The organism is Amycolatopsis sp. NPDC114478, assembly GCF_055633805.1.
The window spans coordinates 511,956-538,711 of sequence record NZ_JBVKDO010000003.1 but is presented as its reverse complement, the minus strand read 5'-3'; the positions used below and the strand labels follow the sequence as shown (position 1 = coordinate 538,711).

Below are 26,756 nucleotides of genomic sequence, written 5' to 3'. Positions count from 1 at the left end.
CCGTAGTCATGCGGTGGGTGATCGCCGGGGTTGCACCGACTTTCCGCGGAAAACGCGAACGGCCGGGAAGTCCGCGCTGGACTTCCCGGCCGCCCGGTGTTCCTCGGTGGTCTCAGCCCGCGAGCGCGGACAGCTTCTGCCAGCTCGCCCAGTCGTACGTCCAGTCGCTGTAGTCGCCGTCCTTGGCGCTCAGCGTCTGGGTGCTGCCGGTGATCTCGACCGGGTCGCCGGTGAGCACGCCGTCGTAGTACTCCTTGGCCCGCGCCGGCGACAGGTTGAGGCAGCCGTGCGAGATGTTCTTCTTGCCCTGCGCCCAGACCGACGCGGCCAGGCCGTGGATGAACTCGCCGTTGTTGGAGATCCGGACCGCCCACGGCACCACGACGTTCTCGTAGTGGTACTTCGGGTTGCTCATCGCGTACGTCGCCTGCTTGCCCATCACGACGTGCGTGCCGCTGTGCGTGACGCGGCCCGGGTCGGAGTCGAGGCCGTAGCTCACCGGGTAGTCGGCGATCTGCTGGCCGTCGCGGATCACCTGCATCGAGTGCTGCGTGGTGTCGCCCTTGACGATCTGCGAGCGGCCGATGGTGAAGCTGGCCGAGACGTCCTGCTTGCCGTAGACGCCTTCGCCGACCTTGACGCCGTAGATCTTGGCGTTGACCTTCACCGTGGTGCCCGGCTTGTAGTACTCCTTGGGCCGCCAGTGCACCGAGGTGTCGCCGTCCGTCCAGCCCCACGAGCCCTCGGTCTTCGGCGTGGTCTCGACCGACAGCGCCTTCTCGACCGACGCCTTGTCGGTCACGCGGCTCGGGAAGGACAGCGCGATCGGCATCGCGATGCCGTACGTCTGCCCGTCGCCGACGTTCAGGCTGGCCGACATCTGCCGCTTCGGCTTCACCGTGGTGAACGCGCCGCCGATCGGCGCGTTCTTGCCGTCGGAGCCGCTGACCTGGCCGGACCAGGTGTAGGTCTTGCCGTAGCCGAGCTGCTCGGTGGTGTTCCAGCTCTTCTTGTCCGCCGACGTCTGGCCCTGGACCTGCTTGCCGTCCGGGTTCGTCAGCGTGACCGAGACGATCGTGCCGTCGGCGACCTGCACGCCGACCGGTTCGCCCGGCGCCACGTCCTGGGCGCCGCCCGCGGGCGTCACCGTCAGCTTCGCCGGCTGCGCGGTGGGCGCGGGCGCCGACGTCGGGCCCCCGCCCGAAGTCCCGCTCGCCGACACCGTCGGTTCGCTGCTGCACGCCCCCAACGCCAGCACGGCGACCAAACCCAGTGCCACAGCCGCGCCCCGGCGCCGCGTGGAAGTCCTCACCGTCACACCCATTCCCCTTTGCCCCTTTGGTGCTTCCCCCCATCGAGACGTCCCGCGGACCGGCGACGTTGAGCAAGAGTCGCGTGACGAAGGTCACAGTTGTCCGGGAGGGCTTTCACCGAGGGGGCACGGGCGACTCCGAGCCGTATCCGGTGATCACGGTGTCGCTGTGCTGCGCAAGACTATCCGGTGGGCCCGGCAGAACGTGGTGGGAGCCCTACGACGTTCCGGTGACCTTGGCCCGGACAGGCGTTTTTCGCCTCGATCACGGGGTTCAACTTTGGCCAGATCCCGGTAGTCTGCTCTCAGGCCGTCGTTTTGCGTGTTAGTGGCTTCACACTCGCGGAACTTCTGACGCGAGCCATGGAGCCGACACGCTCTTGACTCGACTCGTTGGAACCGCCCGGGACGGTCGGGGTGCCGCTTCGGTGGCATTCGAAGCGGATCTGTGTAACGAGGAGTACAGCGGTGGCGCAAGGCACTGTGAAGTGGTTCAACGCGGAGAAGGGCTTCGGCTTCATCGCGCAGGACGGCGGCGAAGGCGACGTGTTCGTTCACTACTCGGAGATCGAGGGCCGCGGCTTCCGCACCCTCGAGGAGAACCAGCGGGTGGAGTTCGAGGTCGGCCAGGGTCAGAAGGGTCCGCAGGCCCAGAAGGTCCGCGCGATCTGACAACCGGGGTTTGTTCCGCTCGGCCCGCCGCCCCCTTACCGCAGACCGCAGGTCCGCACGAAAGTCACGCGACGGGAGACAGCTGAATAAGCCTCCCAGGCCCTCTGCGTTTTCAAAGGCCTGAGCGAAGGGCCCCCGGCGATTCATCGCCGGGGGCCCTTTCTCGTGTTCGTGTCAGCGGCGCCCGAGGGCCGGCGCGTCGAAGGCGTCGGCGGGGAAGTGGAACTCGTCGGTGAGGTCGCTGAGGTCGCCGGCCTGCTGCCGCTGGTCCTGCAGCGACGAGGCCTGGCCCTCCCAGTTTAGCCGCTCGAGGATCCATTCCTGAGCGAGCGCCTGGGGCGAGATGTCCCGCTCGGCGGCGATGTCCTTCAGCTGCTGGTTGGCGATGAGGCTCATCCGGAGCTGGATGACCTGAGCTTCGCCGAAGCGCTTGCCGGAGCCAGTGCTCTCGTTGTCGGCATCGGGCGCCAGTGCTGCGAGGTAAGAGGTGAGTTCCTTGTCCTCGACAACGCCATCATCCGCAGGCTTCGCGGCACCACGATGGCGTCCGGAGGACGCGGCTTTGAGGTTCGTCCGGCTGCTCAAGCGGCCAAGGGAGGGAAGAGGCACGCCAGCCACGATAACGGTTAGGTCTCACCACACAAACCACTGTGAGCCACAACACGCCGAACGGTCGCCCCGATCAGCCCAGCGGTTACCCGAACGGAGTAGCCAAAGTTTGCGCAGCGCAACAGGGCTCTAACGCAACGAGTCGATCACGAGAGGGCCGCTGGTCGGCTGGGTAAGCGGTGGCTGAGGGGAACGCGGGGACGAGGCGGCGAGCGGACGGTACGGCGCGCCGGAGGGGAAAGGGCGGACGCCGAGACGCACGGCTGCCGAGGTGGGAAGCGGGCTGAGGTGGCGAGCGGCGGGAACGCAGCGGTCGACCGCCGGGCGCCAGGAGGCGAGGCGGAGGTCGGGAGGTCCCGGCGGGGCGCCCGAAAGTGCGCGGCCCGACGAGAAGCGCGGTGGGCGGCGCAGGAGGGGCAAGGGGAGAGGGCGGACGGAAGGCGGCGCCGGCGGGGCGGCGGGGGCTAAGCCGGCGGCGCAGAGGGGGCCAAGGAGAGGGCGATGGATGCAAGGGCGCTCTGGCGGGGCAGAGGCTAGCCAGGGTGTGCCGGCCGGCGACGAGCGGATTGGGCACATAGGCGCACCAGCGGGAGCGCGGGCTGGAGAGTCGCGGCGAGATGAGGTGCAAGGCCGCCGTGACGCGACGGCGAAGAACGCGGGGAGGGGGCCCAGCGGGCAACGGGCGAAATGAGGCAGGCCGGTAACGGTCGCCGCGGTGTGACGAGAGGCAGACGTAAGGGCGCCCGGGTGCGGCAGAAGGGGTGCGAAGAGGTGCGCCGCAAGGAGTGCGGGGATGCGGCAGGAGGGGCGCGCGAAGCCAGGCCGCAAGGGCACCCGGAGCACTGCAGGAGAAAGGCGCAAGGGGAGAGCAGCAGCTACGGCAGAGATCGCCAGGGCGCGCAGCGCCCGAGGCGAGAACCCAGGCACCCCGAAAAGCCGTAAGAGACGCACCGTGGGGGGTCCGGGGGGCTCGGCCCCCCCGGGTCAGCACACGGGAATGAATCGGGCAGGCGAAGGGCGAAGCCCGAGCAGGCCCGAGAAATGGAGGACCCCCGCGCCAGGGGGAGGAACGCGGGGGTCGGAGGGGATCTCCACAGGCGCTGACCGGGGGTGTGTCAGCACCTCGATTGTTGCACGAGTTCCCCTTCTGGGCGAGTGGAGAGCGGGAAATTTCCGCGTGCGGTGTCACTTCCGCGCCAGGTGACAGTCGTTCGGGTGGTCTCCTTCTCCCTCTGTGCCGATTGCGCTGCGTTGAGCGGAGCGTGGCCTCAGGTTCACTCTCCGGGGGGCTGTGTGTGGTGGCCGGCGCTGGTTAGCCTCGCGGCCAAGTTGTTGTGAGCCGTGTGGAGGGGCTATGAGCGGGTCTGTTGAAGTACGGCAGTTCCTCCTTCGGTACGAAGGTGCCGATGGGGGGAGTGCTCCGTTCGCCGGGGGGTTGCCGGCTCAGCGGAGCGGTGCCGCGGATGCGCAGCGGGTGTCGGACGATCAGGTCCGGCGAGCCAGGCTGGCCGTGGCGAACGGCGCATTGGGGGTCGAGGACTGCGTGCAGCTGCTGGAGATGCTGGGCTTGAACCTGGACGAGGACGGGCAAGCGCCGGTCCAGCGCTGAGGCCGGGGGCCCGGCGGGGTTTCCGCTGGGCCTGTCCGGTGATGTTCCTGCTGGTTGTCGCCATTTTCGGTGAGTGATTCGCGAGGTCGACGACGTTCCTTGACGCAGGTTTCGTAACAGTGTTACGTTTGCCGCGTCGAAAGGGGACGGACATGACGACCATCGAGGGCGCGGCGGGACTGGCCAGCCGGATCCGGCCGGTCGTGCAGGTGCTGGGCGGCAAGTTCATGACGTCGCCGGAGCTGGCGGCGGTCGAGGCGGAGGTCGGGCTGCCGCCGCGTTCGCTCTACCTGCGGGGGCGCTCGGCCGTGCTCGGGGACGTGCCGCCGAAGGTGGCCGCGGAGCTGTTCGGGATCTTTCCGCATTGGCTCTTCGAGTTCGTCTTGCCGCCCGCGATGGCGGCCTTGGACGCGTCCGCGTCCGTCCGTGCCTACGCGGAGTCATCGGCTCGGTGGTCGCGCGTCAACCTTTCGGCCGTATCGGAGCCCGGCCGTCTGGCGGAGCTGCTGTTCCGCGTCGCCGACGCCGCCGACGCCAGCGGGCTCGCGCTGTTCGCCGGCTGGCAGAACGCCGAGCGTCCGGCGGGAGACGTCGAACGGCTCGGGTTCGCCCTGATGCTCGTCCGGGAGCTGCGCGGCGGCCTGCACTTCGCGGCGCTGCGGGCGGTCGGGCTGACGGTGCCGGAAGCGGTGGTCGCCGACCCGGAGGGCGGCCGCGAGCGGCTGCTGCGCACGGCGTGGCCGGCGGAGGCTGCCGATGAGCTCGTCGCGGCGGCCGGGCGCAAGCCCGATCTGCTCGACCGCTGGCACCGCGCCGAGTCCCTCACGGACGACCGGATCGGCGAACTCGTGTCACCGACGTTGACCGAGCCGGAGCAGGGGGAGCTCGATCGACGGCTGGCGGAGCTGTTTGCGCAGGTCGTGGGTTCGTCGGAAGCTTAAGGAACCCCCGGTGCAAACCGGTGGCGACGTGCCCTATGCTTGTAATCGCTCCCGGGGGGACCTGAGAGCGCGGTCGGTCGGTCACCCGAAACCGGCCGGGCTCCCATCGTCCAGCGGCCTAGGACTCCGCCCTTTCAAGGCGGCAACGCGGGTTCGAATCCCGTTGGGAGTACGCAGTACTGTAGTAAACGCAAGGCCCTGTGGCGCAGTTGGTTAGCGCGTCGCCCTGTCACGGCGAAGGTCGCGGGTTCGAGTCCCGTCAGGGTCGCAAGATCGTTCGGCTCCTTGCCGGCGTTCCCGGCCAGGTAGCTCAGTTGGTACGAGCGTCCGCCTGAAAAGCGGAAGGTCGCCGGTTCGACCCCGGCCCTGGCCACCGTTCGAAGAAGCCGTCTTGACTTAGGTCAAGGCGGCTTTCTTGTGTCTGGGGCCGATCTTGGCCGTGGCCGCTGTTGACACTCGCGCCGGTCACCTGGCTTGACCTGCTGGCTCTCACCACATCCCCGGCCCTCCCGTGGAGGCTTGCTGGTGCGGCCGCAGAGTGCAGGGTGCGGCCGTCGGCGGTCATGGTCCGGCCGTTGCGGCGCGCTCGCGATTGGCACGGATCTCGTCGTGGTGGTCGGCGGCCCAGCCGATCAGCGAGGTGACGATCTCGTGCAGGCCGCGGCCCAGCGGGGCGAGGGTGTACTCCACGCGGGGAGGGACCTCGGCGTAGGCGGTGCGGGTGATCAGGCCGTCCTGCTGGAGCTGGCGAAGGGTGAGGCTGAGCATGCGCTGGGAAATGCCGGGGACCTGCCGTTGCAGTTCGGTGTAGCGCAGCGGCCCGGACTCCAGGACCGCGATGAGCAGCAGGCTCCACTTGTCGCCGACGCGGTCGAGGGTCTGGCGGATGAACGCCATGTGCTCGGCGGGGATGGCCGCGCACGGCCCGATCGCCGCCGCTCGTGCCGGCACCTGTGCTCCGTTGGCCGTCTCCATTACGCACATTCCTCTCCGGCACGCACACCGGTGTGCCTTTTGTATCGCCTTCCATGCTGGTCCATCATGGCGTTACGCACAAATTGTAAGAAATGGAGGTGCGTGATGAAGGTGGACATCTGGTCGGAGGTGACCGCGCGCGGTTCGAGCACGCGGACAGCTTCCCCGAGGGCGACAAGCTCGCCGAGAGCGAAGGTCTGATCCCCTATCAGGTGCTGGACAACAAGTCGGCAACACCGACCTGGCGCACGAGTTCCTCGCCCACGCCGGCGCCCAGGGCAAGAACCGCGAGGCCTGGGACGCGATCTTCGCCACCTACTTCGGCAAGGCGGAGCCGGTCTTCTCCCTGGACGACCTCCAGGGGCTCTCCGACGAGCTCGGCCTGGACCGCGAGCAGACCCACCAGGCCCTCACCGACCGCCGCTACCGCCGGCGCCCAGGACAGCGACAGCTTCCTTGAACTGCTGCGCAAGGCGTCTGACGACAGCCACCCCCTCACCCCCGCCGGCGATGCCCCGGTCTGCGGACCGGACGGCTGCGCGGTCCCCGAGCGCGCCTGATCCACCCCCTGAACTCCTCGAAAGGCATTTTGGCCCCCATGAGTAACCTCCTGGTCTTCGGCGGCAGCGGCCGCACCGGCGCTCACGTGCTGGAGTACGCGGCCCAGCGCGGCCACCACGTCCGCGCCCTGCTCCGCAATCCCGGCAAGGTGCAGGCGCCCGCCGGCGTCGAACTGATCCAGGGAACCGCTGCCGACATCGACGACATCCGCCGGGCAGCCAAAGGCACCGAGGCCGTGATCAGCGTGCTGAACAACGGCCGCGCTTCCGACAACCCGTGGGCCAAGCCGGTCAGCCCGCCGACGTTCATGACCGACGCCGCCCGCCACACTCTTACCGTCATGGGCGAGCAGGGCATCCGCCGCATCGTGCTGACGTCCACGCAGGGCGCGGGCGACGACTGGGCCCGGCTCAACCCGCTGGTGAAGGCGTTCATCAAGCTGTCGAACATCAAGGCGGGCTTCGAGGACCACACCGGCGTCGACCAGGTCATCCGCGCCTCGTCCGGCATCGACTGGACCCTGGCCCGTGCCGTCACCCTGACCGACAAACCCGCCGGTGGCCCCGTACGGGCCGCCGAGGCCGGCACCGAAATGCCCGGCGCACGGATCAACCGCGCCGACCTCGCCCAGTTCCTCGTCCAGACGATCGAGGACGACGCATGGATCCGCAAAGCGCCCCTGGTCTGGAACACCCGCGGCTGACCCCGCCCGCCAAGCCGCGGCTGGTCCCCGTATCAACAGGAACCCTTCGCCTCGACGCCCGGTGCTCCTCACCGTTGAGCTGGGGGCGGATCGACGAAGGCGTGGTCGCACGATGAGAGACGTCGCGGGGCGATCCTGATCTTTACCCTCGGTACGTTGCCGATCAGCGGCTGGTTGCCGTTGGCGGAGCTCGGAATCCAGGAGGGGAAATGCGCCGGTTGCAGCGATCGCTGACATTCGTGGCAGCCTTGGTGCTGTCGTCCGGCGGGTTGGTGGCGGTCACTCAGGAGGCCGCAGCCGTCGTCGGGCCGGCCGATCCGAAGCCGCCTCTTACGGCCAGCAATCCCGGCCCCCAGACGGGCACCGCCGGCGTCCCGGTCACTCCGGTCCAGCTTTATTGCTAGCACCAGAACTACATTTGTGACTGGACCATCGTGGGCCTGCCGCCGGGTCTGACGTACACGTCCTACGGGAAGATCAGCGGCACGTCGACAGCGGCCGGTGACTACACCGTCAACGGGACGGTGAAGGACGTCATCGATCAGCGGACCGCCACCACCTCGTTCCGCTGGACCATCAACCCTTAGCCGTGGACAGGTCGGAGCGGTTTTGTGTTCGGGCTCAGCTCCGGTGCGGAACGACGACGATCTGGTCGGCGTCCTCGTAGACGACCCGACCCGGCGCCTCACGCGCCACCAGCCTGGTGCAGCCGATGCCGTGGGCGTCCAGGATTTCGAGGTAGCCGTCGGCCCGGGCGACGAGCTCATCGGCCGATTCCTTGAACCAGGCGGTCGCGCCCGGGTTGACCGCGGGGTCGTAGACGGCCGGGTCGACCTCGGACGGGTTCGTGTAGTGCGCTTCGTACCAGGCGTGGTTGGCCTGGCGGAACTCCTCCTGCGCCGGGGTCAGCCTTCCGGACCGGCTGAGGTTGTTGATCAACCCGAAGAAACCGGGGTGCCGCCCGTCGGGGTTGGGCTCGGTGCTCTGGAACCTGACGTACGCCATGGCCAAGTACTAGCGGATCCGGCGAGAATGCGGGTATGGCCGGCCGCGAAAGAGCTAGTGTGACGCCGAACCCCTGGGACGCCGAAGCCGCGTTCTTCGACGAGCAGCCCGACCACGGCCTCAAAGACCCCGCCGTCCGCCAGGCCTGGGCCGACCTTCTCCTCCCGCTCATGCCCGGCGCCGAAAGCAAAGTCGTCGACCTCGGGTGCGGGACTGGGAGCCTCTCCCTTCTCCTCGCCGAGGCCGGTCACGACGTCTGCGGTGTCGACTCCTCGACCGCGATGCTCGACGTCGCCAGGGAAAAAGCCGGGGGGACCGTTGACTTCCGGCTCGGGGACGCCGCCGATCCGCCCTGCTCGGCGGGCAGCTACGACGTCGTCCTCGGGCGGCACGTCCTCTGGGCCATGGCCGATCCCGGGGCCGCCCTGGAGAAGTGGGTGCGGCTGCTCGGCCCCCGGGGCCGGCTCGTCCTCGTCGAGGGGCGCTGGTTCACCGGGGCGGGGCTCACCCGGGACGACTGCCTGGCCCTCGTGCAGGCGCACCGCGGGGACGCCGAAGTCCGGACGCTCGACGATCCTGCCTTGTGGGGCAAGGAAATCGACGACGACCGCTACCTGATCACGAGCTGACCGTGATCGAACTCGACAGCGCTTTCTTCGCCGACCCGCACCGGCACTACCGCCGGTGGAGCGAACACGGCAGCGTGCACCGCGTCCGGTTCCCCAACGGGAAGATCGGCTGGGTCGTCACCGGCTACGCCGAGGCGCGGGCCGCGCTCGCCGATCCGCGGCTGCGGAAAGCCGGGGCCAACGCCCGGTGGGCGGGAATCGCCGCGACCGCGAGCACGCACATGCTCGACGCCGATCCGCCTGACCACACCCGGCTGCGGAAGCTCGTCAACCAGGCGTTCACCGCCCGGGCCGTCGAAGCGCTGCGGCCGCGGGTCGAAGAGATCACCGACGCGCTGCTCGACGCGCTCACCGGCGATCCATTCGACCTCATCGAGGAGTTCGCCGTTCCGCTGCCCGCCACCGTGATCGGCGAACTGCTCGGCGTCGCACCCGGGGACCGCGTCGAGTTCCGGCGCCGCACCGCAGGCTTCGGGGCGGGGACCGCGGCGCCCGCGCAGGTGCGGCACCTCAAGGAGTTCCTCGTCGACCTCGTCCGGCGCAAGCGCGAGAACCCCGGCGAGGACCTCCTCTCGAGCCTGGTGCAAGCGCGTGACGAGCAAGACCGGCTCAGCGAGCGCGAGCTCGTCGCCACGGCCTTCCTGCTGCTCTTCGCCGGCTATGAGACCACTGTCAACCTCATCGGCAACGGCGTGTACGCCCTGCTGCGCAACCCCGGCCAGTTCGACGCGCTGTGCGCGGACCTGACGCGAGTGCCCGCCGCCGTCGAAGAGCTCCTCCGCTACGACGGGCCGGTCGGCTTCGCGACCCTGCGCTACGCGGGCGAACCCCTGGAGCTCGGCGGGGTCGCCATCGCGGCGGACGAGTTCGTGCAGGTCGCGGTCGGGGCGGCCAACCGGGACCCGGCCCGGTTCGACGCGGCCGACCGGCTGGACCTGGCCCGCGACCCGGCCGGGCACATCGCCTTCGGGCACGGCATCCACCACTGCGTCGGCGCGCCCCTCGCGCGGCTGGAAGCGCAGGTCGCGCTCACGCGGCTGCTGCGGCGGTTCCCCCGGCTCAGCCTGGCGGCGGACGACGTCGCCTGGCGCGAAGGGATCCGGATCCGCGGGCTGACCAGCCTGCCCGTTAGGCCGAACGAGTGAACCCGAAACCGCCGTGTCCGGTCCGGAAGTCCCGCCCCGACCACCCGGCGAAAGGCAGCCCACCCGGGGCCGCCACCCACGCCGGGGAGCCGACATGCGATACCTCCTGACCCTCCACATGAACCCGACCCTCTGGGACACCCTCACCGACGACCAGAAGAACGCCGTCTACGAAGGCCACGGCGACTTCACCAAGCTCATCACCGACACCGGCGAAATGGTCGGGACCAAGGCCCTGGCCGAGCCGTCGGAGACCAAGACCGTGCGGGTCAAGGACGGGTCCACCGACGTCCAGGACGGCGCCTTCATCGAGACCGAAGCCTTCTTCTGCGGGTACTACATCGTCGACGTCGAGACCGAGGAACGCGCCGTCGAGCTCGCCGCGATGATCCCGGACGCCCAGTACACCGCCGTCGAGGTGCGCAAGATCGTCCACGAGGGTTGACCTCGATCAAGGTCGAGGGTGCACGCTGAACCCCATGAGCACCGAGTGGGGCACCGATGCCGTCGACCTGGACGCCTACCTGACGCGGGTCGGGCAGCGACGGCGGCCGCCGTCCGAAGAAGCGCTCACCGACCTGGTGCGCGCCCACGTCCAGGCCATCCCGTTCGAGAACGTCGACGTCGTTCTCGGGCAGCACCAAGGGATTTCGCTCGACGTCGTGCACGCGAAGCTCGTCGGACGGCGGCGGGGCGGCTACTGCTACGAGCAGAGCGGCCTCTTCGCCGCCGTCCTCGAGCAGCTCGGCTACCGCGTCCACCGGCTCGCCGCGCGCGTCCAGCCGCGGCGGCCGGGGCCCTACACGCACATGACGCTCGTCGCCGAAGCCGACGGAAAACGCTTCCACGCCGACGTCGGGTTCGGCGCCGGGATCCTCGCCCCGATGCCGCTCGTCGACGGCCAGGAAACCGACCAGGCCGGCTGGTCGCACCGGCTCACCGAGAAGAACGGCTGGTGGACGCTGAAGAAGGGCGACGAGGACCTGCTCGACTTCCGGCTCGACGGCATGCACCCGATCGACTACGAGGTCTACCACCACTACACCTCGACGCACCCGAAGTCGCCGTTCACCGGCCGGCTGGTGATCATGACGCTCGAACCCGGCGTCAGCCGCAAGCTGCTCGGCCGCGAACTCACCGTCGAAAAGCCCAACGGCAGCAGCGAAACCACCACGATCGACCCCGAGGAGCTCGACGCCACCCTCAAGGACTTCGGCATCGAACTGACGCCGGACGAGCTGAGCAGGCTCAAGCGGGTCTACTGACCGAACAGCTCGGCCGCCGCCACCGGGCGGCCGAGGTGGTAGCCCTGGGCCTGGTCGCACCCCAGCGTGCGGAGCAGCTCCAGCTGCTCCGCGGATTCGACGCCCTCGGCGATCACCGTCAGGTCCACCGCGTGCGCCATCGCGATGATGCTCGTGACGATCGCCTCGGCGTCCCGCGACTCCGCGATCCCGGTGATGAACGACCGGTCGATCTTGAGCGTGTCCAGCGTCAGCCGCCGCAGCTGCGCGAGTGACGAATAGCCGGTGCCGAAGTCGTCGATCGCCAGCAGCACGCCGAGGGAACGCAGGGACGCCAGCACTTCCGCGGCCGCTTCCTGGTCGCGCATCAACGCGCTTTCGGTGACCTCCAGGCAGAGCGCGGCGGCCGGCAGCCCGGTGCTGGCCAGCGCGTCCTGCACCGCGGGCACCAGGTGCGGGTCGTCGAGCTGGCGCGTCGACAGGTTGACCTTCAGCGTGAGATCCAGGCCCTGCTCGCCGCGCCGCGTGGCGAGCTCGCGGGTCGTCGCGCGGAGCATCTCCTTGCCGATCACGTTGATCAGGTCGCTCTCCTCGGCCAGCGGGATGAACTCCGCGGGCGAGATCGCGCCGTGGCGGGGGTGCGTCCAGCGCAGCAGCGCCTCGACCGCGACCATCTCGCCGGTCCGCAGGTCGACGACCGGCTGGTAGGCGGGCCAGAGCTGGCCGTCGTGCACCGCGTCGCGCAGGTCCTGCTCCATCCGCAGCCGCCGCTGCATCCGCTCGCGCAGGCCGACGTCGAAGAAGTGGTGCCGGCCGCGCCCGAGCGTCTTGGCCTGGTACATCGCCACGTCGGCGTCGCGCAGCAGGTCCTCGGCGCTGCGGCGGTCCGCGGTCCCGACGAGCACGACGCCGATGCTCGCGTCGAGGTGCAGCTGACGGCCGAGCACACCGATCGGCTCGGCCAGCGCGGCCCGCAGGTGCTCGGCCAGCGCCCGCACTTCGCCGGGGTCGGTGACCTCGCCGGTGACGACGACGAACTCGTCGCCGCCGAGCCGCCCGACCAGGTCGTCGCGCCCGGAGCAGCGCCGCAGGCGCTCGCCGACGATCCGCAGCACCTGGTCGCCGACCGAGTGCCCGAGCGAGTCGTTGATGACCTTGAACTTGTCCAGGTCGAGGAACAGCACGGTGACCGCGCCGCGCCGGTCGGCGGCGAGCCGGTCGAGCACCAGGGTCCGGTTGCCGAGCCGGGTCAGCGGGTCGTGGGTGGCGTCGTGCGCGAGCTGCGCGCTGATCGCGCGGGTCTCGGTGATGTCGGTGAACGACGTCACCACGGCCAGCGCCGCCGGGTCGTCGGGGTTGAGCAGCCGCGAGGTCAGCGACACCCAGACGTCGCGGCCGTCGGGCCGGCGCAGCCGCACCACCAGGCCGTTGTGCGTGACGCCGGTCCGCCGCGTCCGCACCGACGGCGTCTCGTCCGGCGGGATCCAGTGCCCGTCCTCGGTGAACAGCACGAGCGTGTGGCACGGGACGCCGATCAGGTCGGCCTCGGCGACGCCGATGATCCGGCACGCGGCCGGGTTCGCGGCCTCGATGAGCCCGGTCGGCCCCATCACCAGCACGCCTTCGTCGAGCGACGCGACGACCGTGCGGTAATTCTGCTCGGCCCGCCGCCGCGCGGTTTCGTCCGCGCAGACGAGCACGTATCCGTCGTTCATCTCAGCTGCCGAAACGCGGACCGCCAGGGGTGCCCCGTCCCGCCGCCGGTGCACCGCTTCGGTGACCCCGCCGCCGCGCAGGTCCAGCGGCGCGCCGACCAGCTCGCCGGCCCGCCGTCCGACGGCTTCGGCCGCGGTCCAGCCGTACACCGCCTCGGCGGCCGGGTTCCAGCTGGTCACGACGCCGTCGCCGGTGGTCGCGATCAGCGCGTCGCTGACGTGCGAGACGAGCGCGGCCTGGTAGCGCAGGGCGTCCGCGGCCGCCTTCTTCGCCGTGATGTCCCGCATGACGACCTGGTAGGCGAGCCGGCCGCCGAGGCGCACTGACACCGCTTCCACGGCGAACTTGCTGCCGTCCAGCCGGGACATCAGCGCTTCCACCGGCTCGCTCGCCTGCCCCGGCTCGGTCAGCCGCGTCAGCTTCTCCACCACGGCCGCCCGCGACTCCTCGGCGACGAAGTCGGTGAACCGGCGGCCGACCACCTCGTCGGCCGAGCGCGCCGCGAACGTCTCGAGGGCGGCGCGGTTCGCGTAGGTCAGGACGCCGTTCTCGTGGACGCAGATCGCGTCCGGACTCAGCTCGACCAGTTCGGCGAGGGAGTCTGCCTGCATGAGCGTCCGTCCCCCCGGCAGTCGGCGTGTGGCTCGGTCGATTACACCACCGACTCCGGCGCCTGCCTACCCGCCCGAATCCCGGTCCGGCCTGCGGAAGCGCCGCGCAGCCGCGGCCCCCAGAACAGCAGGCCGAAGTGCGCGGCGAACGCGTGGCCGAGCAGCGTGACGACCGAGTCGAGCGTCGTCGGGTCGTCGCTCAGCCAGATCACCGCGATGAACGCCTCCACGACGGCCAGCGCGACCGGGCGCGCGCGGCCGCGCAGCAGGAAGACGAGCGCGCCGGCGGTCGTGAAGAAGCCGTAGCTGACGCCGATGTCGAGCCAGTGCCCGGCCGAGTTCGGCAGCACGTGGGTGCTGATCAGGGCCATCACCGGCAGCTCGGTGACGAGCGTGGCCACCACGTGGCCGGAGAAGAACACGATCGCCGTGCGGCGGGCACCGAACCGGCGTTCCAGCGGCGCGACGGCGATCGCGAAGATCACGACGTAGGCGAGCCAGCCTTCGTCGGACAGCCAGAGCGCGCTGGTCAGCAGCGAGCTCAGCGGCCGGCGCCACAGGTTGTGGGCGTCGGTGCTGGACAGCCGGAGCAGCCGGGTGGTCAGCTCCGGGTCGGCGAACTTGAGCAGCAGCGTCGTGCCGAGCAGGACCACCAGGTAGCCGAAGGTGAACGGGGTCGTCCGCGGGGTCGGGACGAACGCGCGCAGGCTGCGGCGCGGCACGGCGATCCGGGGGACCGGCCGATCGGCTTTCAGCAGCATGCTCCGAGCTTCGCCGGTCATGCTGGGAGCTTGCCGAACCCCAGCTGTGAATCCGCTGTGGAATGTCACCCACAGTCAAAAGGTTCGTTACGTGACGAATTTTTGCCAGAAACTCACCCTTTCGGGGGTCTTGTGCGGTAAAAATACGGCCACGATGTCGGCCGAAAGGCCTCTCGGGAAGGTCTGTCGGGGTGAACGACGAGGTATCGGTCGCCGAGCTGCTCGTGCGCGAGGGCTGGGGCGAGCGCTCAGGACCGGGGCAGTCGCGGTGGCGGGTGCTCGCGGTGATGCTCGCTGTCGTCATCGGCTGCGGCGCCGCGGCGGTGCTGGTCGGCCTCGGCGGCAAGGGCAGGCAGGACGCGTCCCCGGTCGACCAGATCCAGGTCATCCCGTTCCCGCAGCGCACCACCGGCCTGGGTGGCGCGGACCAGGCCACGGACTCCCCGCCCGACGGCGGCACCGGCGGCGGCGACGTCGTCCCGGGCGTCGGCGTGCCCCGCGAGACCGTCACCGAGGTGCCGGGCACCGACCCGACCACCCGGAGCAGCTCCGGCGCCGCGATGCCGACCACCACGCCGACCAGCGGCGACCCGTCCAGCTCGGTCACCTCGACCACGACGACCCCACCGGCCGGCCAGCAGCCGACGCACCAGCCGACGCACCCGACGACGACCCCGGCCCCGCCGCGGCCGTCGTGCATCCTGATCATCTGCTGGTGATCAGGACAGCTGCTCCGCGAGGTCGCTGATCGAGCGGGTGGTCACGGCGCTTCCAGCAGGTCCGGCTCCGAACGCCGGCCGAGGTGGTTGAACAGCAGGTTCAGCGTGAACGCCAGTACCGCCGCCACCGTGATCGAGCTGCCGCAGATCGTCTGCAGCCACGCCGGGAAGTGCTGGAAGATCTTCGGTGCGAACGCCGGCAGCAGGCCGACTCCGAGCGCGACCGCGACGATGAACGTGTTGTGGTTGCCTGAAAACTCCACCGTGCGGAGGTTCTGCGCGCCGACCGCGGCGACCATCGCGAACATGACCACCGCGACCCCGCCGACCACCGGCTGCGGGATCGCCGCGATGAACGCGCCGATCTTCGGCACCAGGCCCATCAGCACCAGGATTCCGCCGGTCACCGCGACCACCCAGCGGCTGCGCACGCCGGTCATCCGCACCAGCCCGACGTTCTGCGCGAACGCCGTGTCGGGGAAGGAGTTCAGGACGCCGCCGAGGACGGCCGAGAAGCCGTCGGTGGCCAGGCCGCGCGCGAGGTCGGAGTCGGTCGGCGGGCGACCGGTGATCTCGCCGACGGCGATCATGTCGGCGGTCGACTCGGTGAACGTCACCAGCATGACCACGCACATCGACAGCACCGCGGCGACCGGGAACGTCGGCGCCCCGAAGTGGAACGGCGACGCGAGGCCGAACCAGCTCGCCGCGCCGAGGGTGTCCCAGTGCACCAGCCCCAGCGGGATCGCGACCACCAGCCCGATCGCCAGCGCCAGCAGCGGCCCGATCTGGTTGGCGAACCCGCGCAGCACCCGCGTGAACAGCACCAGCAGCGCGAGCACGCCGAACGCGAGCAGGATGTGCGACAGGGCCGCGTAATCGGACGCCGTCGGGTCGTTGCCGGCGATCAATCCCGCGCCCGGGCCGAGCAGCGAGACGCCGATGACGAGCAGCAGCGTCCCGGTGACCAGTGGCGGGAAGAAGCGGATCAGCTTCGCAAACGGCTTCGCGATGAGCAGCCCGAAGACGCCGGACGCCAGCATCGCGCCGTACACCGCGGGCAGGCCGTACTGGGACGCGATCAGGATCATCGGGTTCACGACGCTGAACGTCGCGCCCGCGACCACCGGCAGCCGGATGCCCAGCAGCTTGCCGATGCCGACCGCCTGGATCAGCGTCGCGATGCCCGCCACCAGCAGGTCGGCGTTGACGAGCAGCCCGATCGTCGCCGGGTCCAGCTTCAGCGCGCTGCCGACGATCAGCGGTACCGCGACCGCGCCGGCGTACATGATCGACATGTGCTGCAGGCCGAGCAGCGCCAGCCGTCCGGCGGGCAGGACTTCGTCGACCGGGTGTTTCGTCATGCACAGGCCCCTTTCACCGGGGGACAGCCAACGCGTCGCGCGTGACGGTAGCAAGACTCCGACGTCATGATCTTGTTTCGGGGGGCGGCGGAACGGTCCCGGATGTGTGACCATCGGTGCATGACTTCGGGTGGTATTTCCCAGGTGGGCCCGCCGTTTCGCGCCGATCACGTCGGGAGCCTCCTGCGGCCCCCGGTGCTGCGTGACGCGCGTCGGCGGCGCGAAAGCGGCGAGATCGGCGTGGAGCAGCTCCGCGCGGTCGAGGACGACGCGATCCGCGACGTCATCAAGATGCAGAAGGCGGCCGGGCTGAGCTCGGCCACCGACGGCGAGTTCCGGCGTGCCTCCTGGCACATGGACTTCATCTACGCGCTCGGCGGCGTCTCGAAGAGCGACGAGCGGCTGCACGTCAAGTTCCACAACCTGGCGGGCGACCTCGAGTTCAGCCCGCCGGGCCTGCAGGTCGACGGGAAGGTGCGGCTCGACGAGCCGATCTTCGCCGAGCACTTCGAGTTCCTGCAGTCCCATGTGGACCCCGGCGTGACGCCGAAGCTGACCATCCCGTCGCCGAGCATGGTCTACTACCGCGGCGGCCGGGCGGCGGTCAGCGAGACCGTCTACCCGGACCTCGAGGAGTTCTACACCGACCTGAGCGCGGCCTACAAAGCGCAGATCGCCGCGATGTCCGGCCTCGGCTGCCGGTACCTGCAGCTCGACGACACCAGCCTCGCCTACCTCAACGACCCGGCGCAGCGGGAGCTCGTCGCGCGGATGGGGGGCGACCCGGACCGCCAGCACCTGCGCAACATCGCTACGCTGAACGCGGCCCTGGAAGGCCGTCCGGAGGACCTCGCGGTGACGACCCACCTGTGCCGCGGCAACTTCCGGTCGTCGTGGGTCGCCTCCGGGAGCTACGAGTTCGTCGCCGAAGCGCTGTTCGGCGACCTGGCCGTCGACGGGTTCTTCCTGGAGTTCGACGACGAACGCTCCGGCGGCTTCGAACCGCTGCGGTTCGTCCCCAAGGACAAGAAGGTCGTCCTCGGCCTGGTCACGACCAAGCAGCCGGAGCTGGAAGACCCGGACGTCCTGGTGCGGCGGATCGAAGAGGCGTCGCAGTACGTCGATGTCGACCAGCTCTGCCTGTCGCCGCAGTGCGGGTTCTCCTCGACCGAGGAGGGCAACGACCTCACCCCGGACGACCAGCTGCGCAAGCTCGAGCTGATCGTGGCCACGGCCGACCGGGTCTGGGGCGGCCACTGATGATCACCTGCGTCGTCGACTACGTCATCGACCCCGCGAAGCTCGCCGACTTCGAACGCTTCGCCGCCGCGTGGATGCGGCTGGTGCAGCGGGAAGGCGGCGTCCACCACGGCTACTTCCTGCCGTCGGAGGGCGCGAGCGACGAAGCCCGCGCGCTGTTCAGCTTCGAGAGCCTCGCTGCGTACGAGCGCTACCGGACGCTGTTCGGCGTCGACCCGGACTTCATCGAGGCCGACAAGATCCGCGACGAAAGCGGCTGCGTGGTGCGGTACCGGCGGTCGTTCATGCGCCCGCTGCTCCCGGACGACGATCTCTGACGTGCGACACAGCGCGAAGCGGCCGGACGTGCGACACAGCGCGAAGCGGCCGCCGTCGGTCGTGGACCGCGTCCTGGACCTGCTGGGCGCGTTCACGGCCGAACGGCCGCAGCTCACGCTGTCCGAACTCAGCCGCCGCGTCGGGCTGCCGCTGTCGACGACCCACCGGATCGCCGGGGAACTGACCCGGCGCGGCGCGCTCGTCCGCGACGAGGCCGGCGTCTACCGCGTCGGGCTCTGGTTGTGGGAAGTCGCCTCGCTCGCCCCGCACGGCGCCGAGCTGCGGGAGAGCGCGATGCCGTTCCTCGAGGACCTCTACGAGGCCACGCACCAGAACGTGCAGCTCGCGGTGCTCGACGGGCCGGAGGTCGTCTACGTCGAGCGCATCTCCGGCCGCGGCGCGGTCAACGTCCTGACCCGCGTCGGCGGCCGGCTGCCCGCGCACGCCACCGGCGTCGGCCAGGTCCTGCTCGCGCACGCCCCCGCCGAGGCGCAGGACGAGGTCCTGGCCGGGCCGCTCAAGCCGTTCACGCCGAAGACGATCACCTCGACCGGGCAGCTGCGCCGCGTCCTGGCCGACGTCCGCCGCGACGGCTACGCGATCAGCGACGGCCAGATCGAGCTGATCTCGCTGTCGGTGGCAGCCCCGGTCTTCGACTCGACGGACGAGGTCGTCGCGGCGATCTCGGTGGTCGTCCCGGCCGAATGGACGGACCCGCGGACGCTGGTCCCGGCCGTCCGCGCCGCCGCGCGAGGGATCTCCCGGGTGCTCGGGGCGCCTCGGGCCCTGCGGTCCTCCGGTGACTCCTCGACGGCTTGAGGCTCGTGTGATCGGATGGCAGGCATGGGTGCACAGAACACGGTGCTCGTCGTCGGGTCGGGTCAGAGCGGGTTCCAGGCCGTCGCGTCGCTGCGGGACCGCGGCTTCGACGGCCGCGTCGTGCTGATCGGGGACGAGCCGGGCGTGCCGTACCAGCGGCCGCCGTTGTCGAAGGCCTACCTGGCCGGAACCGCCGGGCTCGAACAGCTGCACCTGCGCGGCGAGGACTTCTTCGCGGAGAAGGACATCGAACTGGTCGCCGGTCGGGTCGCGGCGATCGACCGGCCCGCGTCGAAAGTCCGCCTCGAAGACGGCACCGAGCGGGCTTACGACCACCTCATCCTCGCGACCGGCGCGCGCAACCGGACGCTGCCCGTGCCCGGCGCGGACCTGCCGGGCGTGCTCACCCTGCGCACGCGCGACGACGCCGACAAGCTCCGCGAGTCCCTGGTGCAGGCCGAGAACGTCGTCGTGGTCGGGGGTGGGTTCATCGGGCTGGAGTTCGCCTCGCACGCCGGCCGCCCGGTCACGATCGTCGAGGCCCAGGACCGGCTGCTCAACCGCGTCGCGACGCCGGAGATCTCCGCCTACTTCGCCGCGTTGCACCGCGAAGCCGGGCACACGGTCCTGCTCGGCCAGGGCGTCTCGGCGCTGCACGGCGACTCGCGAGTGCGCGAGGTCGAGCTCTCCGACGGCACCCGGCTGCCCGCCGACCTGGTCGTGGTCGCCGTCGGCGTCGTGCCGGAGACGACCCTCGCCGCCGAAGCCGGCCTCCCCGTGGACAACGGCGTCGTCGTCGACGCGCACCTGCGGACGGCCGACGAGCGGATCTTCGCGATCGGCGACTGCGCCAACTTCCCGTGCGTGCAGGCGGGCGCGGCGACGCGGCTGGAGTCCGTGCAGAACGCCGTCGACCAGGCCCGCTGCGTGGCCGCCGCGATCACCGGGACGCCCGAGCCGTACGCGAGCCTGCCGTGGTTCTGGACCGACCAGTCGGGCGCGAAGCTGCAGATCGCCGGGATCCTGTCCGGCGCCGACAAGACGGTGGTCGCGGGCGACCGGGCCGCGGGCAAGTTCTCGGTGCTGTCCTTCCGCGACGACGTCCTCATCGCCGTCGAGTCGGTGAACCGGCCGGCCGACCACATCGCCGCCCGGCGCCTGTTCACCGCCGACCCGCACCCGGCGTACGCGGACCTCGAAGCGAGCGCGTTCGACCTGAAGGCGCACCTGAAGTCGCGAGCGGCGTGATGCGCACCCAGGTCGCGGTCATCGGCGCCGGCCCGGCCGGGCTGCTGCTGTCCTTCCTCCTGCACGAAGCCGGGATCGACTGCATGGTCCTGGAGGCCCGCGACCGCGAGTACGTCCGGCAGCGCGTGCGCGCCGGGGTGTGCGAGCAGCCGACCGTCGAGCTGCTGACGTCGCTGGGACTCGGCGACCGGCTGGCCGCGGAGGGCATGCCGCACGAGGGGCTGTCACTGCGGTTCGACCGCGCCGACCACCGGATCGCGCTGACCGAGCTGACCGGCCGGCGCATCACCGTGTACGGGCAGCAGGAGATCGTCAAGGACCTGATCGACGCGCACGAGGCCCGCGGATGGCCGATCTCGTACGAGGTTTCGGACGTCACTCTGTCCGATGTAGACACCGAACGGCCGGTCGTGCGCTACCGGGACTCCGACGGTGTCCCGCAGACCATCGAGTGCGACGCCGTCGCGGGCTGCGACGGCTTCCACGGCATCTCGCGTCCGTCCATTGCGGACAGTTTGACGGTGTACGAGCGCGAATACCCGTTCGCCTGGCTGGGGGTCCTGGCGCGGACCCCGCCGTCGCACCACGAGTTGATCTACGTCCACCACGAACGCGGGTTCGCGCTGCACAGCATGCGGACGCCGGAGATCACGCGGCTGTACCTGCAGGTCGACCCGGCGGAGTCCCTCGAAGCCTGGTCCGACGACCGGATCTGGGCGGAGCTGACCGCTCGCCTGGAGGTCGAAGGCGACTTCAGGCTGCGAGAAGGCCCGATCCTCGACAAGGGCATCACGCCGATGCGCAGCTTCGTCGCGGAACCGCTGCGCCACGGCCGGCTGTTCCTCGCGGGCGACGCGGCGCACATCGTCCCGCCGACCGGCGCGAAGGGCATGAACCTGGCGATCGCCGACGTCCGGGTGCTGTCGCGAGCCTTGGAGGCGTTGCTGCGCGGGGACGAAGCCCTGGCCGCGGCCTACTCGGACACCTGCCTGCGCCGGGTGTGGCGGGCCGAGCACTTCTCCTGGTTCATGACGACGATGCTGCACACCGACCCGCACGCCGACGGCTTCGCGCGACAACTGCAGCTGTCGCAGCTGCGCTACACGACGTCGTCGCGCGCGGCGGCGACCAGCCTGGCCGAGAACTACGTCGGGCTGCCGTTCGCCTGAGATCGTCAACTCGTGGTTGACGCACCCAGGGCGTCAACCTACAGTTGACGTCATGACCGAACCCACCCAGATCAAGCTCGACGACCTCATCAGCGCGATCAAGAGCAACAACGAGAAGGACGCCCTCGCCCAGCTCACCGACGCCGTCTACGTGGGTCAGCACCTCGGTGAGGTCGCCGACCACCTCATCGGCCACTTCGTCGACCAGGCCCGGCGGTCCGGGGCGTCCTGGACCGACATCGGTGCCAGCATGGGCGTGACCAAGCAGGCCGCGCAAAAGCGGTTCGTCCCCAAGGTCGATCCGGGCGGCGACCCGTCCGGGACGATCGAGCGCGTCTACGGCCGCTACACCGACCGGGCGCGGCACGTGATCGTCGAGGCCCAGAAGGCCGCCGCCGACCACGGCAGCCCGCACATCGACACCGTGCACATCGTGCTGGGCCTGCTCACCGAGCCGGCGGCCCTCGCGGCGGGGGCGATCATCGCCCAGGGCGTGCAGCTCGACGCCGTCCGTGAAGCCGCCGAGGCGCGGCTGCCCGAGGCGGTCGTTCCCGTGCCGAACCCGATGCCGTTCTCCGGGGCGGCCAAGAAGACCCTCGAGCTGACCCTGCGCGAGGGCCTGCGGCTGGGGCACAACTACATCGGCACCGAGCACATCCTCCTGGCGCTGCTGGAACAGCGCGAAGGCGCCGGCTTCGAGGTGCTCGACGGCCTCGGGATCACGAAGGAGGAGGCCGAGCGGAAGATCCTGGCGGTCCTCGAAGAGATCCTCGCCGCGCGGGGATGAGACCGCTCTGGCTGGCCGTGGTTCTCGCGATCGTCCTCGTGACGGTGCTCTGACCGGGCGGGACCAGGGGGTCTTCCCGGAAACGCGAACGGGCCCTCCTTCGGGAGGGCCCGTTCGTCGTTGTCAGGCCTCGGACTCCGGGCGGCCGTCGGCGGCCCAGGCCGTGTGGAACGAACCTTCGCGGTCCACGCGGCGGTAGGTGTGCGCCCCGAAGAAGTCGCGCTGCCCCTGGACGAGCGCCGCGGGGAGGCGGTCGGCGCGGAGGCCGTCGTAGTACGCCAGCGCCGTCGAGAAGCCCGGCGTCGGGATGCCCAGCTGGACGGCCGTCGAGATCACCGACCGCCACGAGTCCTGCGCGTCCTCGACGGCTTTGCGGAAGCCGCCCGAGGTGAGCAGGGTCGGCAGTTCCGGCTCGTCGGCGTAGGCCGAGGTGATGTCGTTGAGGAACTTCGCGCGGATGATGCAGCCGCCGCGCCAGATCGAGGCGACCTTGCCCAGGTCGATGTCCCAGCCGTACTCCGTCGCGCCGGCCTGGATCTGGTTGAAGCCCTGCGCGTATGCGACGACCTTCGACGCGTACAGCGCCTGCTCGACGTCGTCGGCGAAGCGGTCCAGCGCCGAGCCGGTGAGCGGTGACGCCGAAGGACCGCCTAGGCCGCGGGCGGCTGCGCGCAGCGACTTGGACCCGGACAGCGAACGCGCGAAGACGGCTTCGGCGATGCCCGAGATCGGGACGCCCAGGTCGAGGCCGATCTGCACGGTCCAGCGGCCGGTGCCCTTCTGCTCCGCGGCGTCCTCGACGACGTCCACGAACGGCTTGCCGGTCGCCTTGTCGACGTGCGCGAGCACCTCGGCGGTGATCTCGATCAGGTAGGAGTCGAGCCGCCCGGTGTTCCACGTGCGGAACACGTCGGCGATCTCGGCGGGGGAGTAGCCGCCCGCGTGCCGCAGCAGGTCGAACGACTCCGCGATCAGCTGCATGTCGGCGTACTCGATGCCGTTGTGCACCATCTTGACGAAGTGGCCGGCGCCGTCCGCACCGATGTGCGTGCAGCACGGCTCGCCGTCGACCTTCGCCGAGATGTCCTCGAACAGCGGGCCAAGCGACTCGTACGACTCCTTCGAGCCGCCGGGCATGATGCTCGGCCCGTGCAGCGCGCCTTCCTCGCCGCCGGAGACGCCGCTGCCGACGAAGTGCAGCCCGCGTTCGCGCAGCGCCTTCTCGCGGCGGCGCGTGTCGGCGAAGTGCGCGTTGCCGGCGTCGATGATGACGTCGCCCTCTTCGAGCAGCGGCGCGAACTCCTCGATGACGGCGTCGGTCGGGGCGCCCGCCTTGACCATGATCACGACCTGCCGGGGCCGCTCCAGCGCGTCGACGAACGCCTGCGCGGAGTACGCCGGGATGAAGTCGCCCTCGTCGCCGAACTGCTCCACCAGCGCGCGGGTCCGCTCCTCGGACCGGTTGTGCAGGGCCACCGTGTGCCCGTGCCGGGCCAGGTTGCGGGCCAGGTTGCGGCCCATGACCGCCAGGCCGGTGACCCCGATGCTCGCCTTCTTGCTCATCCGCATCCTTCCGAAGACTCTCTCGATTCAGACAGTAGTCCGATCGACGCCTCAAGGGAGGCCACGGCGGATCAGCTCACTCAGTTCAGGAGAAGCAGCGGATCGGGCCCTTGTTGTAGGCGAGCATGTCGGTGATCGCCGCGACCAGGTCGATCTGCGCGCCCCACTCGGCGCCGTCCAGCTCGGCGTACGCGCGGTGCAGGTTGCCCGGCAGCCGTTCCTGCTCGCTCAGCGACGCGAACTCGCCCAGGTCGGCCTCCTTCGCGGCCTCCAGCGGCGACAGCCCGGCGGCCTTGCCGCGCTCGGCCGTCTCCTGGACGAACTTCAGGTACGTGTCCACTGTGTCCACCACCGAGAGGTCGCACGGGCCGCCGTGACCAGGCAAGATCACTTCCGGTTCGAGTTCCCGGATGACGTCGAGGCCCTTGCGCCAGCCGGCCACCGAGCCCATCAGCGCGAACGGGCTGCCGCCGTGGAACACCAGGTCGCCGGCGTAGAGCACGCGCTGCTCGGGCAGCCAGACCAGGACGTCGTTGGTCGTGTGGGCCGCGTGGCCGGGGTGGATCAGCTCGAGGGTGACGTCGCCGGCGTGCACCGTCAGCCGGTCGTCGAACACGACCTCCGGCGGCCGCGACTCGAGCTGGCCCCAGTCGTTGCCGACGAAGATGCCCTCGAACGTCTGGATGCCCTCGGCGACCATCAGCTCCCGCGTCTTGCGGTGGCCGATGACCGTCGCGCCCTCGACCAGGTAGTTGCCGTTGGTGTGGTCGCCGTGGTGGTGGGTGTTCACCAGCGTCGTCACCGGGCTGCCGGTGGCGGCTTCCACCGCGGCGAGCAGCGCGCGCGTGCGGCGCTCGGTCGAGCAGGTGTCGATGAGGACGGTGTGGTCGCCGGCGTCGACGACGCCGCAGTTGTTGATGTACCAGGAGCCGTCCGGCTGGACGTAGCCGTGGACCTGGTCGGCCAGCCGGGTGACGGCGGCGGCGGAGGGCGAACGATCGGTCACCCGCCCACTATGCCCGAGACCGGGCTCCGCCGGTTGGCGGAATAATTCGGAATTTCGCTGGTCCAGGCGAGTGATAGCGCAGGTGACTGGCATTCCGCGGCGTTTCCTGGAACGCTGCGCGATGTCATCATCGAGATCCGCAAGGTCAAGCACTAGCCTGGGTGGGTTCGATAGTTCGCGCGCGACGGCGACCGGGAGGCCGCCGTCGCTTGGTAGTGGTCCGGGAGAGCAGGGCGATGGCCAGCACCGTCACCTCGCGCCGGAAGCAGCTCGGGAACGAGCTCCGGCACGCCCGCACCGCGGCGCGGATGACACAGCAGCAGGTCGCCGAGGTCCTCGGCTGCACCCAGGGCAAGGTCAACAAGATCGAGTCCGGTGCCGTCGGGGTCAAGCTCGGGGATGTGCGATCCATGCTGAACGCATTCGGGATCAACGGCGAAGAAGCCGACACGCTGATGAACCTGGCGCGTGCGGCCGCCGGGCAGCGCGGCCACTGGTCCGGCTACCGCTCGGTGGTGCCGCACTGGTTCCGCACCTTCACCGACCTGGAGCCCGCGGCCGCGGAGATCCTCACCTGGCACGGCGAGCGCATCCCCGGTCCGCTGCAGTCCGAGCACTACATGCTCAAGCAGTTCACCGAGGCCGGCGCGACCGACGTGACGTCGCTGGTGCGCAACCGGCTCGACCGCAAGGCCGTGTTCGAGCAGCAGCAGCCGCCCTACTACCGGTTCATCATCAGCGAGGGCGCGCTGCGCCGGGCCCCCGGCGGGTACGCGCCCGCGGTGATGCTCGACCAGGTCGAGCACCTGCTCTCGCTCGAACGTCACCCGCGCGTGTACGTGCACGTACTGCCGTTCGGGGCGCGGCTGGCCGCGGTGCCCAACGACTTCACGATCATGCGCTTCCCGGACCGCACCCGGGACTTCGTCTACATCGAGCACTCCGCCGGCGGGCTGTACCTCGACGACGTCAAGGATTTCAACATCTTCGTCGACTCGTGGGACCGGCTGCGTGGAGCCGCGCTGGAGCGGCAGGAGACCCGGCAGTTCCTCAAGGAGCTTGCGGAGGGTTACCGCGGCCAGATGCAGCAGCTCCAATAGGGCGAACGGCCGCCTGAGGTATCCCAGGCGGTGAACAACTTTCGGTAGAGTCGGTATGTTGCGCTGGATTCCACCGGGAGTGGACATCGTGGACCCCGACTTCCTCCCTGACGCCGTCGACCTCGACCGGCCGAACGTGGCGAGGATCTACGACTGGGCGCTCGGCGGCACCGCGAACTGGGCGATCGACCGGCAGTACGGCGAACTGGCCGTGAAAGCGTTTCCGCTGGCGAAGACCCTGGCCCGGGGCAACCGCGACTTCCTCGGCCGGGCCGTGCGCTACTGCCTGGCCGAAGGCATCACGCAGTTCCTCGACCTCGGCTCCGGCATCCCGACCGCCGGCAACGTCCACGAGGTGGCCGACGAGTACGCCGACGACAGCCGCTGCGTCTACGTCGACAACGAGCCGGTGGCCGTAGCGCACGGCCGGATCCTGCTCGACGAGGAGGGCGACCCCGAGCGCCACGCCGTCCTGCACGCCGACCTGCGCGACGCCGACGAGGTCTGGGAAGCCGCGCTGGCCACCGGCGTGCTCGACCCGGACCGGCCGATCTGCCTGCTCAGCGTGGCCGTGCTGCACTTCCTGCCGGACGTCACCGGCGTCCGCGAAGCCATCCGCGACTACCGGACGCTGCTGGCACCCGGCTCGGCGTACGTCCTCTCGCACGCGACCGAGTCCGGCGTCGAGGGCGACGAGCTGGAGCAGATCCGCCGGCTGGTGAAGCTGTCCGAGCGGTCGAGCTCGCCCGCGGTGTCCCGGACGCTCGACGAGATCGCCGCGTTCTTCGGTAACTTCGAGGTGGTCGAGCCGGGAATCGTGCCTGTGGGAGAGTGGCGTCCCGAGCCCGGCGCCGCCACGGTCCCCCTCGCGAGCGTGGTCGGCGGTGTCGGCCGCAAGCCTGGAGGATGA

General features: G+C 70.2%; 29 protein-coding genes and 3 tRNA genes. 23 read left to right on the top strand and 9 right to left on the bottom strand.

Annotated elements, in window-relative coordinates:
* Nucleotides 1-112 precede the first annotated feature (112 nt).
* A complete protein-coding gene (locus tag ACZ7OH_RS11590) occupies nt 113-1,324 on the bottom strand; it encodes a L,D-transpeptidase (protein ID WP_470280726.1) in 1,212 nt (403 codons plus the stop codon).
* Between the two features lie 456 nt (nt 1,325-1,780).
* Between ACZ7OH_RS11590 and ACZ7OH_RS11585 the strand changes: the two genes are divergently transcribed.
* Complete coding sequence (locus tag ACZ7OH_RS11585; protein ID WP_003097368.1) at nt 1,781-1,984, top strand: cold-shock protein; 204 nt, start codon at nt 1,781-1,783, stop codon at nt 1,982-1,984.
* 174 nt (nt 1,985-2,158) lie between these two features.
* On the opposite strand, the gene ACZ7OH_RS11580 is transcribed toward ACZ7OH_RS11585, so the two are convergent.
* Nucleotides 2,159-2,593 carry a hypothetical protein gene (locus ACZ7OH_RS11580; protein ID WP_400901208.1) on the bottom strand — a complete coding sequence of 145 codons (435 nt, stop codon included), beginning with the start codon at nt 2,591-2,593 and terminating at the stop codon, nt 2,159-2,161.
* Between the two features lie 1,354 nt (nt 2,594-3,947).
* On the opposite strand from ACZ7OH_RS11580, the gene ACZ7OH_RS11575 reads away from it, so the two are divergent.
* The 5 genes from ACZ7OH_RS11575 (at nt 3,948) to ACZ7OH_RS11555 (ending at nt 5,516) form a co-directional block, all read left to right on the top strand.
* Nucleotides 3,948-4,202, top strand: a complete 255-nt coding sequence (locus ACZ7OH_RS11575) for a hypothetical protein (protein WP_086683067.1) — start codon at nt 3,948-3,950, stop codon at nt 4,200-4,202.
* Between the two features lie 152 nt (nt 4,203-4,354).
* A complete protein-coding gene (locus ACZ7OH_RS11570) occupies nt 4,355-5,143 on the top strand; it encodes an SCO6745 family protein (protein WP_470280725.1) in 789 nt (262 codons plus the stop codon).
* Nucleotides 5,144-5,242: 99 nt separating this feature from the next.
* Nucleotides 5,243-5,315, top strand: a tRNA-Glu gene (locus tag ACZ7OH_RS11565).
* A 22-nt stretch (nt 5,316-5,337) separates the two neighbouring features.
* A tRNA-Asp gene (locus ACZ7OH_RS11560) sits at nt 5,338-5,411 on the top strand.
* A 31-nt stretch (nt 5,412-5,442) separates the two neighbouring features.
* Nucleotides 5,443-5,516 (top strand) — tRNA-Phe (locus tag ACZ7OH_RS11555).
* A 188-nt stretch (nt 5,517-5,704) separates the two neighbouring features.
* Here ACZ7OH_RS11555 and ACZ7OH_RS11550 read toward each other — a convergent pair.
* Nucleotides 5,705-6,094: a winged helix-turn-helix transcriptional regulator gene (locus ACZ7OH_RS11550; RefSeq protein WP_470280724.1), complete on the bottom strand. Its 390-nt coding sequence runs from the start codon at nt 6,092-6,094 to the stop codon at nt 5,705-5,707.
* Between the two features lie 265 nt (nt 6,095-6,359).
* On the opposite strand from ACZ7OH_RS11550, the gene ACZ7OH_RS11545 reads away from it, so the two are divergent.
* The 4 genes from ACZ7OH_RS11545 to ACZ7OH_RS11530 all read left to right on the top strand — a co-directional run bounded on the left by ACZ7OH_RS11545 (nt 6,360) and on the right by ACZ7OH_RS11530 (nt 7,969).
* Nucleotides 6,360-6,578 carry a hypothetical protein gene (locus ACZ7OH_RS11545; RefSeq protein ID WP_470280877.1) on the top strand — a complete coding sequence of 73 codons (219 nt, stop codon included), beginning with the start codon at nt 6,360-6,362 and terminating at the stop codon, nt 6,576-6,578.
* Nucleotides 6,579-6,716: 138 nt separating this feature from the next.
* Nucleotides 6,717-7,382, top strand: coding sequence for an NAD(P)-dependent oxidoreductase (locus ACZ7OH_RS11540; RefSeq protein WP_470280723.1), 666 nt, complete (start codon nt 6,717-6,719; stop codon nt 7,380-7,382).
* Between the two features lie 209 nt (nt 7,383-7,591).
* Nucleotides 7,592-7,786: a hypothetical protein gene (locus ACZ7OH_RS11535; protein WP_470280722.1), complete on the top strand. Its 195-nt coding sequence runs from the start codon at nt 7,592-7,594 to the stop codon at nt 7,784-7,786.
* A gap of 30 nt (nt 7,787-7,816) precedes the next feature.
* Entirely contained in the window at nt 7,817-7,969 is a 153-nt protein-coding gene (locus ACZ7OH_RS11530) for a putative Ig domain-containing protein (protein WP_470280721.1), read from the top strand.
* 34 nt (nt 7,970-8,003) lie between these two features.
* Here ACZ7OH_RS11530 and ACZ7OH_RS11525 read toward each other — a convergent pair whose 3' ends face one another.
* Nucleotides 8,004-8,387, bottom strand: coding sequence for a hypothetical protein (locus ACZ7OH_RS11525; RefSeq protein WP_470280720.1), 384 nt, complete (start codon nt 8,385-8,387; stop codon nt 8,004-8,006).
* Nucleotides 8,388-8,446: 59 nt separating this feature from the next.
* On the opposite strand from ACZ7OH_RS11525, the gene ACZ7OH_RS11520 reads away from it, so the two are divergent.
* The 4 genes from ACZ7OH_RS11520 to ACZ7OH_RS11505 all read left to right on the top strand — a co-directional run bounded on the left by ACZ7OH_RS11520 (nt 8,447) and on the right by ACZ7OH_RS11505 (nt 11,426).
* Nucleotides 8,447-9,016 carry a class I SAM-dependent methyltransferase gene (locus ACZ7OH_RS11520; RefSeq protein WP_470280719.1) on the top strand — a complete coding sequence of 190 codons (570 nt, stop codon included), beginning with the start codon at nt 8,447-8,449 and terminating at the stop codon, nt 9,014-9,016.
* Between the two features lie 2 nt (nt 9,017-9,018).
* Nucleotides 9,019-10,161, top strand: a complete 1,143-nt coding sequence (locus ACZ7OH_RS11515) for a cytochrome P450 family protein (RefSeq protein WP_470280718.1) — start codon at nt 9,019-9,021, stop codon at nt 10,159-10,161.
* A gap of 94 nt (nt 10,162-10,255) precedes the next feature.
* Entirely contained in the window at nt 10,256-10,606 is a 351-nt protein-coding gene (locus tag ACZ7OH_RS11510; RefSeq protein WP_470280717.1) for a YciI family protein, read from the top strand.
* Between the two features lie 34 nt (nt 10,607-10,640).
* Nucleotides 10,641-11,426 carry an arylamine N-acetyltransferase family protein gene (locus ACZ7OH_RS11505; protein ID WP_470280716.1) on the top strand — a complete coding sequence of 262 codons (786 nt, stop codon included), beginning with the start codon at nt 10,641-10,643 and terminating at the stop codon, nt 11,424-11,426.
* Here ACZ7OH_RS11505 and ACZ7OH_RS11500 read toward each other — a convergent pair.
* Together ACZ7OH_RS11500 and ACZ7OH_RS11495 are read right to left on the bottom strand one after the other, a co-directional pair.
* On the bottom strand, nt 11,420-13,732 hold the full coding sequence (locus tag ACZ7OH_RS11500; RefSeq protein WP_470280715.1) for a sensor domain-containing protein: 2,313 nt from the start codon (nt 13,730-13,732) through the stop codon (nt 11,420-11,422). The genes ACZ7OH_RS11505 and ACZ7OH_RS11500 overlap by 7 nt on opposite strands.
* Before the next feature lie 41 nt (nt 13,733-13,773).
* On the bottom strand, nt 13,774-14,514 hold the full coding sequence (locus tag ACZ7OH_RS11495) for a rhomboid-like protein (RefSeq protein WP_470280714.1): 741 nt from the start codon (nt 14,512-14,514) through the stop codon (nt 13,774-13,776).
* 170 nt (nt 14,515-14,684) lie between these two features.
* On the opposite strand from ACZ7OH_RS11495, the gene ACZ7OH_RS11490 reads away from it, so the two are divergent.
* Nucleotides 14,685-15,212 carry a hypothetical protein gene (locus tag ACZ7OH_RS11490; RefSeq protein ID WP_470280713.1) on the top strand — a complete coding sequence of 176 codons (528 nt, stop codon included), beginning with the start codon at nt 14,685-14,687 and terminating at the stop codon, nt 15,210-15,212.
* 41 nt (nt 15,213-15,253) lie between these two features.
* Here the strand turns inward: ACZ7OH_RS11490 and ACZ7OH_RS11485 are convergent, their stop codons facing one another.
* Complete coding sequence (locus ACZ7OH_RS11485; RefSeq protein WP_470280712.1) at nt 15,254-16,576, bottom strand: nucleobase:cation symporter-2 family protein; 1,323 nt, start codon at nt 16,574-16,576, stop codon at nt 15,254-15,256.
* 120 nt (nt 16,577-16,696) lie between these two features.
* Between ACZ7OH_RS11485 and ACZ7OH_RS11480 the strand changes: the two genes are divergently transcribed.
* From ACZ7OH_RS11480 to ACZ7OH_RS11455, 6 genes are read left to right on the top strand one after another with little or no spacing between them, the layout of a single operon-like run.
* A complete protein-coding gene (locus ACZ7OH_RS11480) occupies nt 16,697-17,836 on the top strand; it encodes a 5-methyltetrahydropteroyltriglutamate--homocysteine S-methyltransferase (protein WP_470280711.1) in 1,140 nt (379 codons plus the stop codon).
* The gene (locus ACZ7OH_RS11475; RefSeq protein WP_370970206.1) at nt 17,836-18,153 is read left to right on the top strand and encodes an NIPSNAP family protein; all 318 of its coding nucleotides are present in this window, start codon (nt 17,836-17,838) and stop codon (nt 18,151-18,153) included. The genes ACZ7OH_RS11480 and ACZ7OH_RS11475 overlap by 1 nt, the downstream gene beginning before the upstream one ends.
* A 28-nt stretch (nt 18,154-18,181) precedes the next feature.
* A complete protein-coding gene (locus ACZ7OH_RS11470) occupies nt 18,182-18,973 on the top strand; it encodes an IclR family transcriptional regulator (RefSeq protein ID WP_470280876.1) in 792 nt (263 codons plus the stop codon).
* 24 nt (nt 18,974-18,997) lie between these two features.
* Nucleotides 18,998-20,221 carry an NAD(P)/FAD-dependent oxidoreductase gene (locus ACZ7OH_RS11465; RefSeq protein WP_470280710.1) on the top strand — a complete coding sequence of 408 codons (1,224 nt, stop codon included), beginning with the start codon at nt 18,998-19,000 and terminating at the stop codon, nt 20,219-20,221.
* A complete protein-coding gene (locus tag ACZ7OH_RS11460) occupies nt 20,221-21,390 on the top strand; it encodes a 4-hydroxybenzoate 3-monooxygenase (protein ID WP_470280709.1) in 1,170 nt (389 codons plus the stop codon). Before ACZ7OH_RS11465 ends, ACZ7OH_RS11460 begins: the two co-directional genes overlap by 1 nt.
* Before the next feature lie 52 nt (nt 21,391-21,442).
* On the top strand, nt 21,443-22,177 hold the full coding sequence (locus ACZ7OH_RS11455) for a Clp protease N-terminal domain-containing protein (protein WP_470280708.1): 735 nt from the start codon (nt 21,443-21,445) through the stop codon (nt 22,175-22,177).
* A 123-nt stretch (nt 22,178-22,300) separates the two neighbouring features.
* Here ACZ7OH_RS11455 and gndA read toward each other — a convergent pair whose 3' ends face one another.
* Nucleotides 22,301-23,740, bottom strand: a complete 1,440-nt coding sequence (gene gndA, locus ACZ7OH_RS11450; protein WP_470280707.1) for an NADP-dependent phosphogluconate dehydrogenase — start codon at nt 23,738-23,740, stop codon at nt 22,301-22,303.
* 85 nt (nt 23,741-23,825) lie between these two features.
* Nucleotides 23,826-24,746 carry an MBL fold metallo-hydrolase gene (locus tag ACZ7OH_RS11445; RefSeq protein WP_470280706.1) on the bottom strand — a complete coding sequence of 307 codons (921 nt, stop codon included), beginning with the start codon at nt 24,744-24,746 and terminating at the stop codon, nt 23,826-23,828.
* A gap of 236 nt (nt 24,747-24,982) precedes the next feature.
* Between ACZ7OH_RS11445 and ACZ7OH_RS11440 the strand changes: the two genes are divergently transcribed.
* Nucleotides 24,983-25,846, top strand: coding sequence for a helix-turn-helix domain-containing protein (locus tag ACZ7OH_RS11440; RefSeq protein ID WP_155548665.1), 864 nt, complete (start codon nt 24,983-24,985; stop codon nt 25,844-25,846).
* An 88-nt stretch (nt 25,847-25,934) separates the two neighbouring features.
* Nucleotides 25,935-26,756, top strand: coding sequence for an SAM-dependent methyltransferase (locus tag ACZ7OH_RS11435; protein WP_470280875.1), 822 nt, complete (start codon nt 25,935-25,937; stop codon nt 26,754-26,756).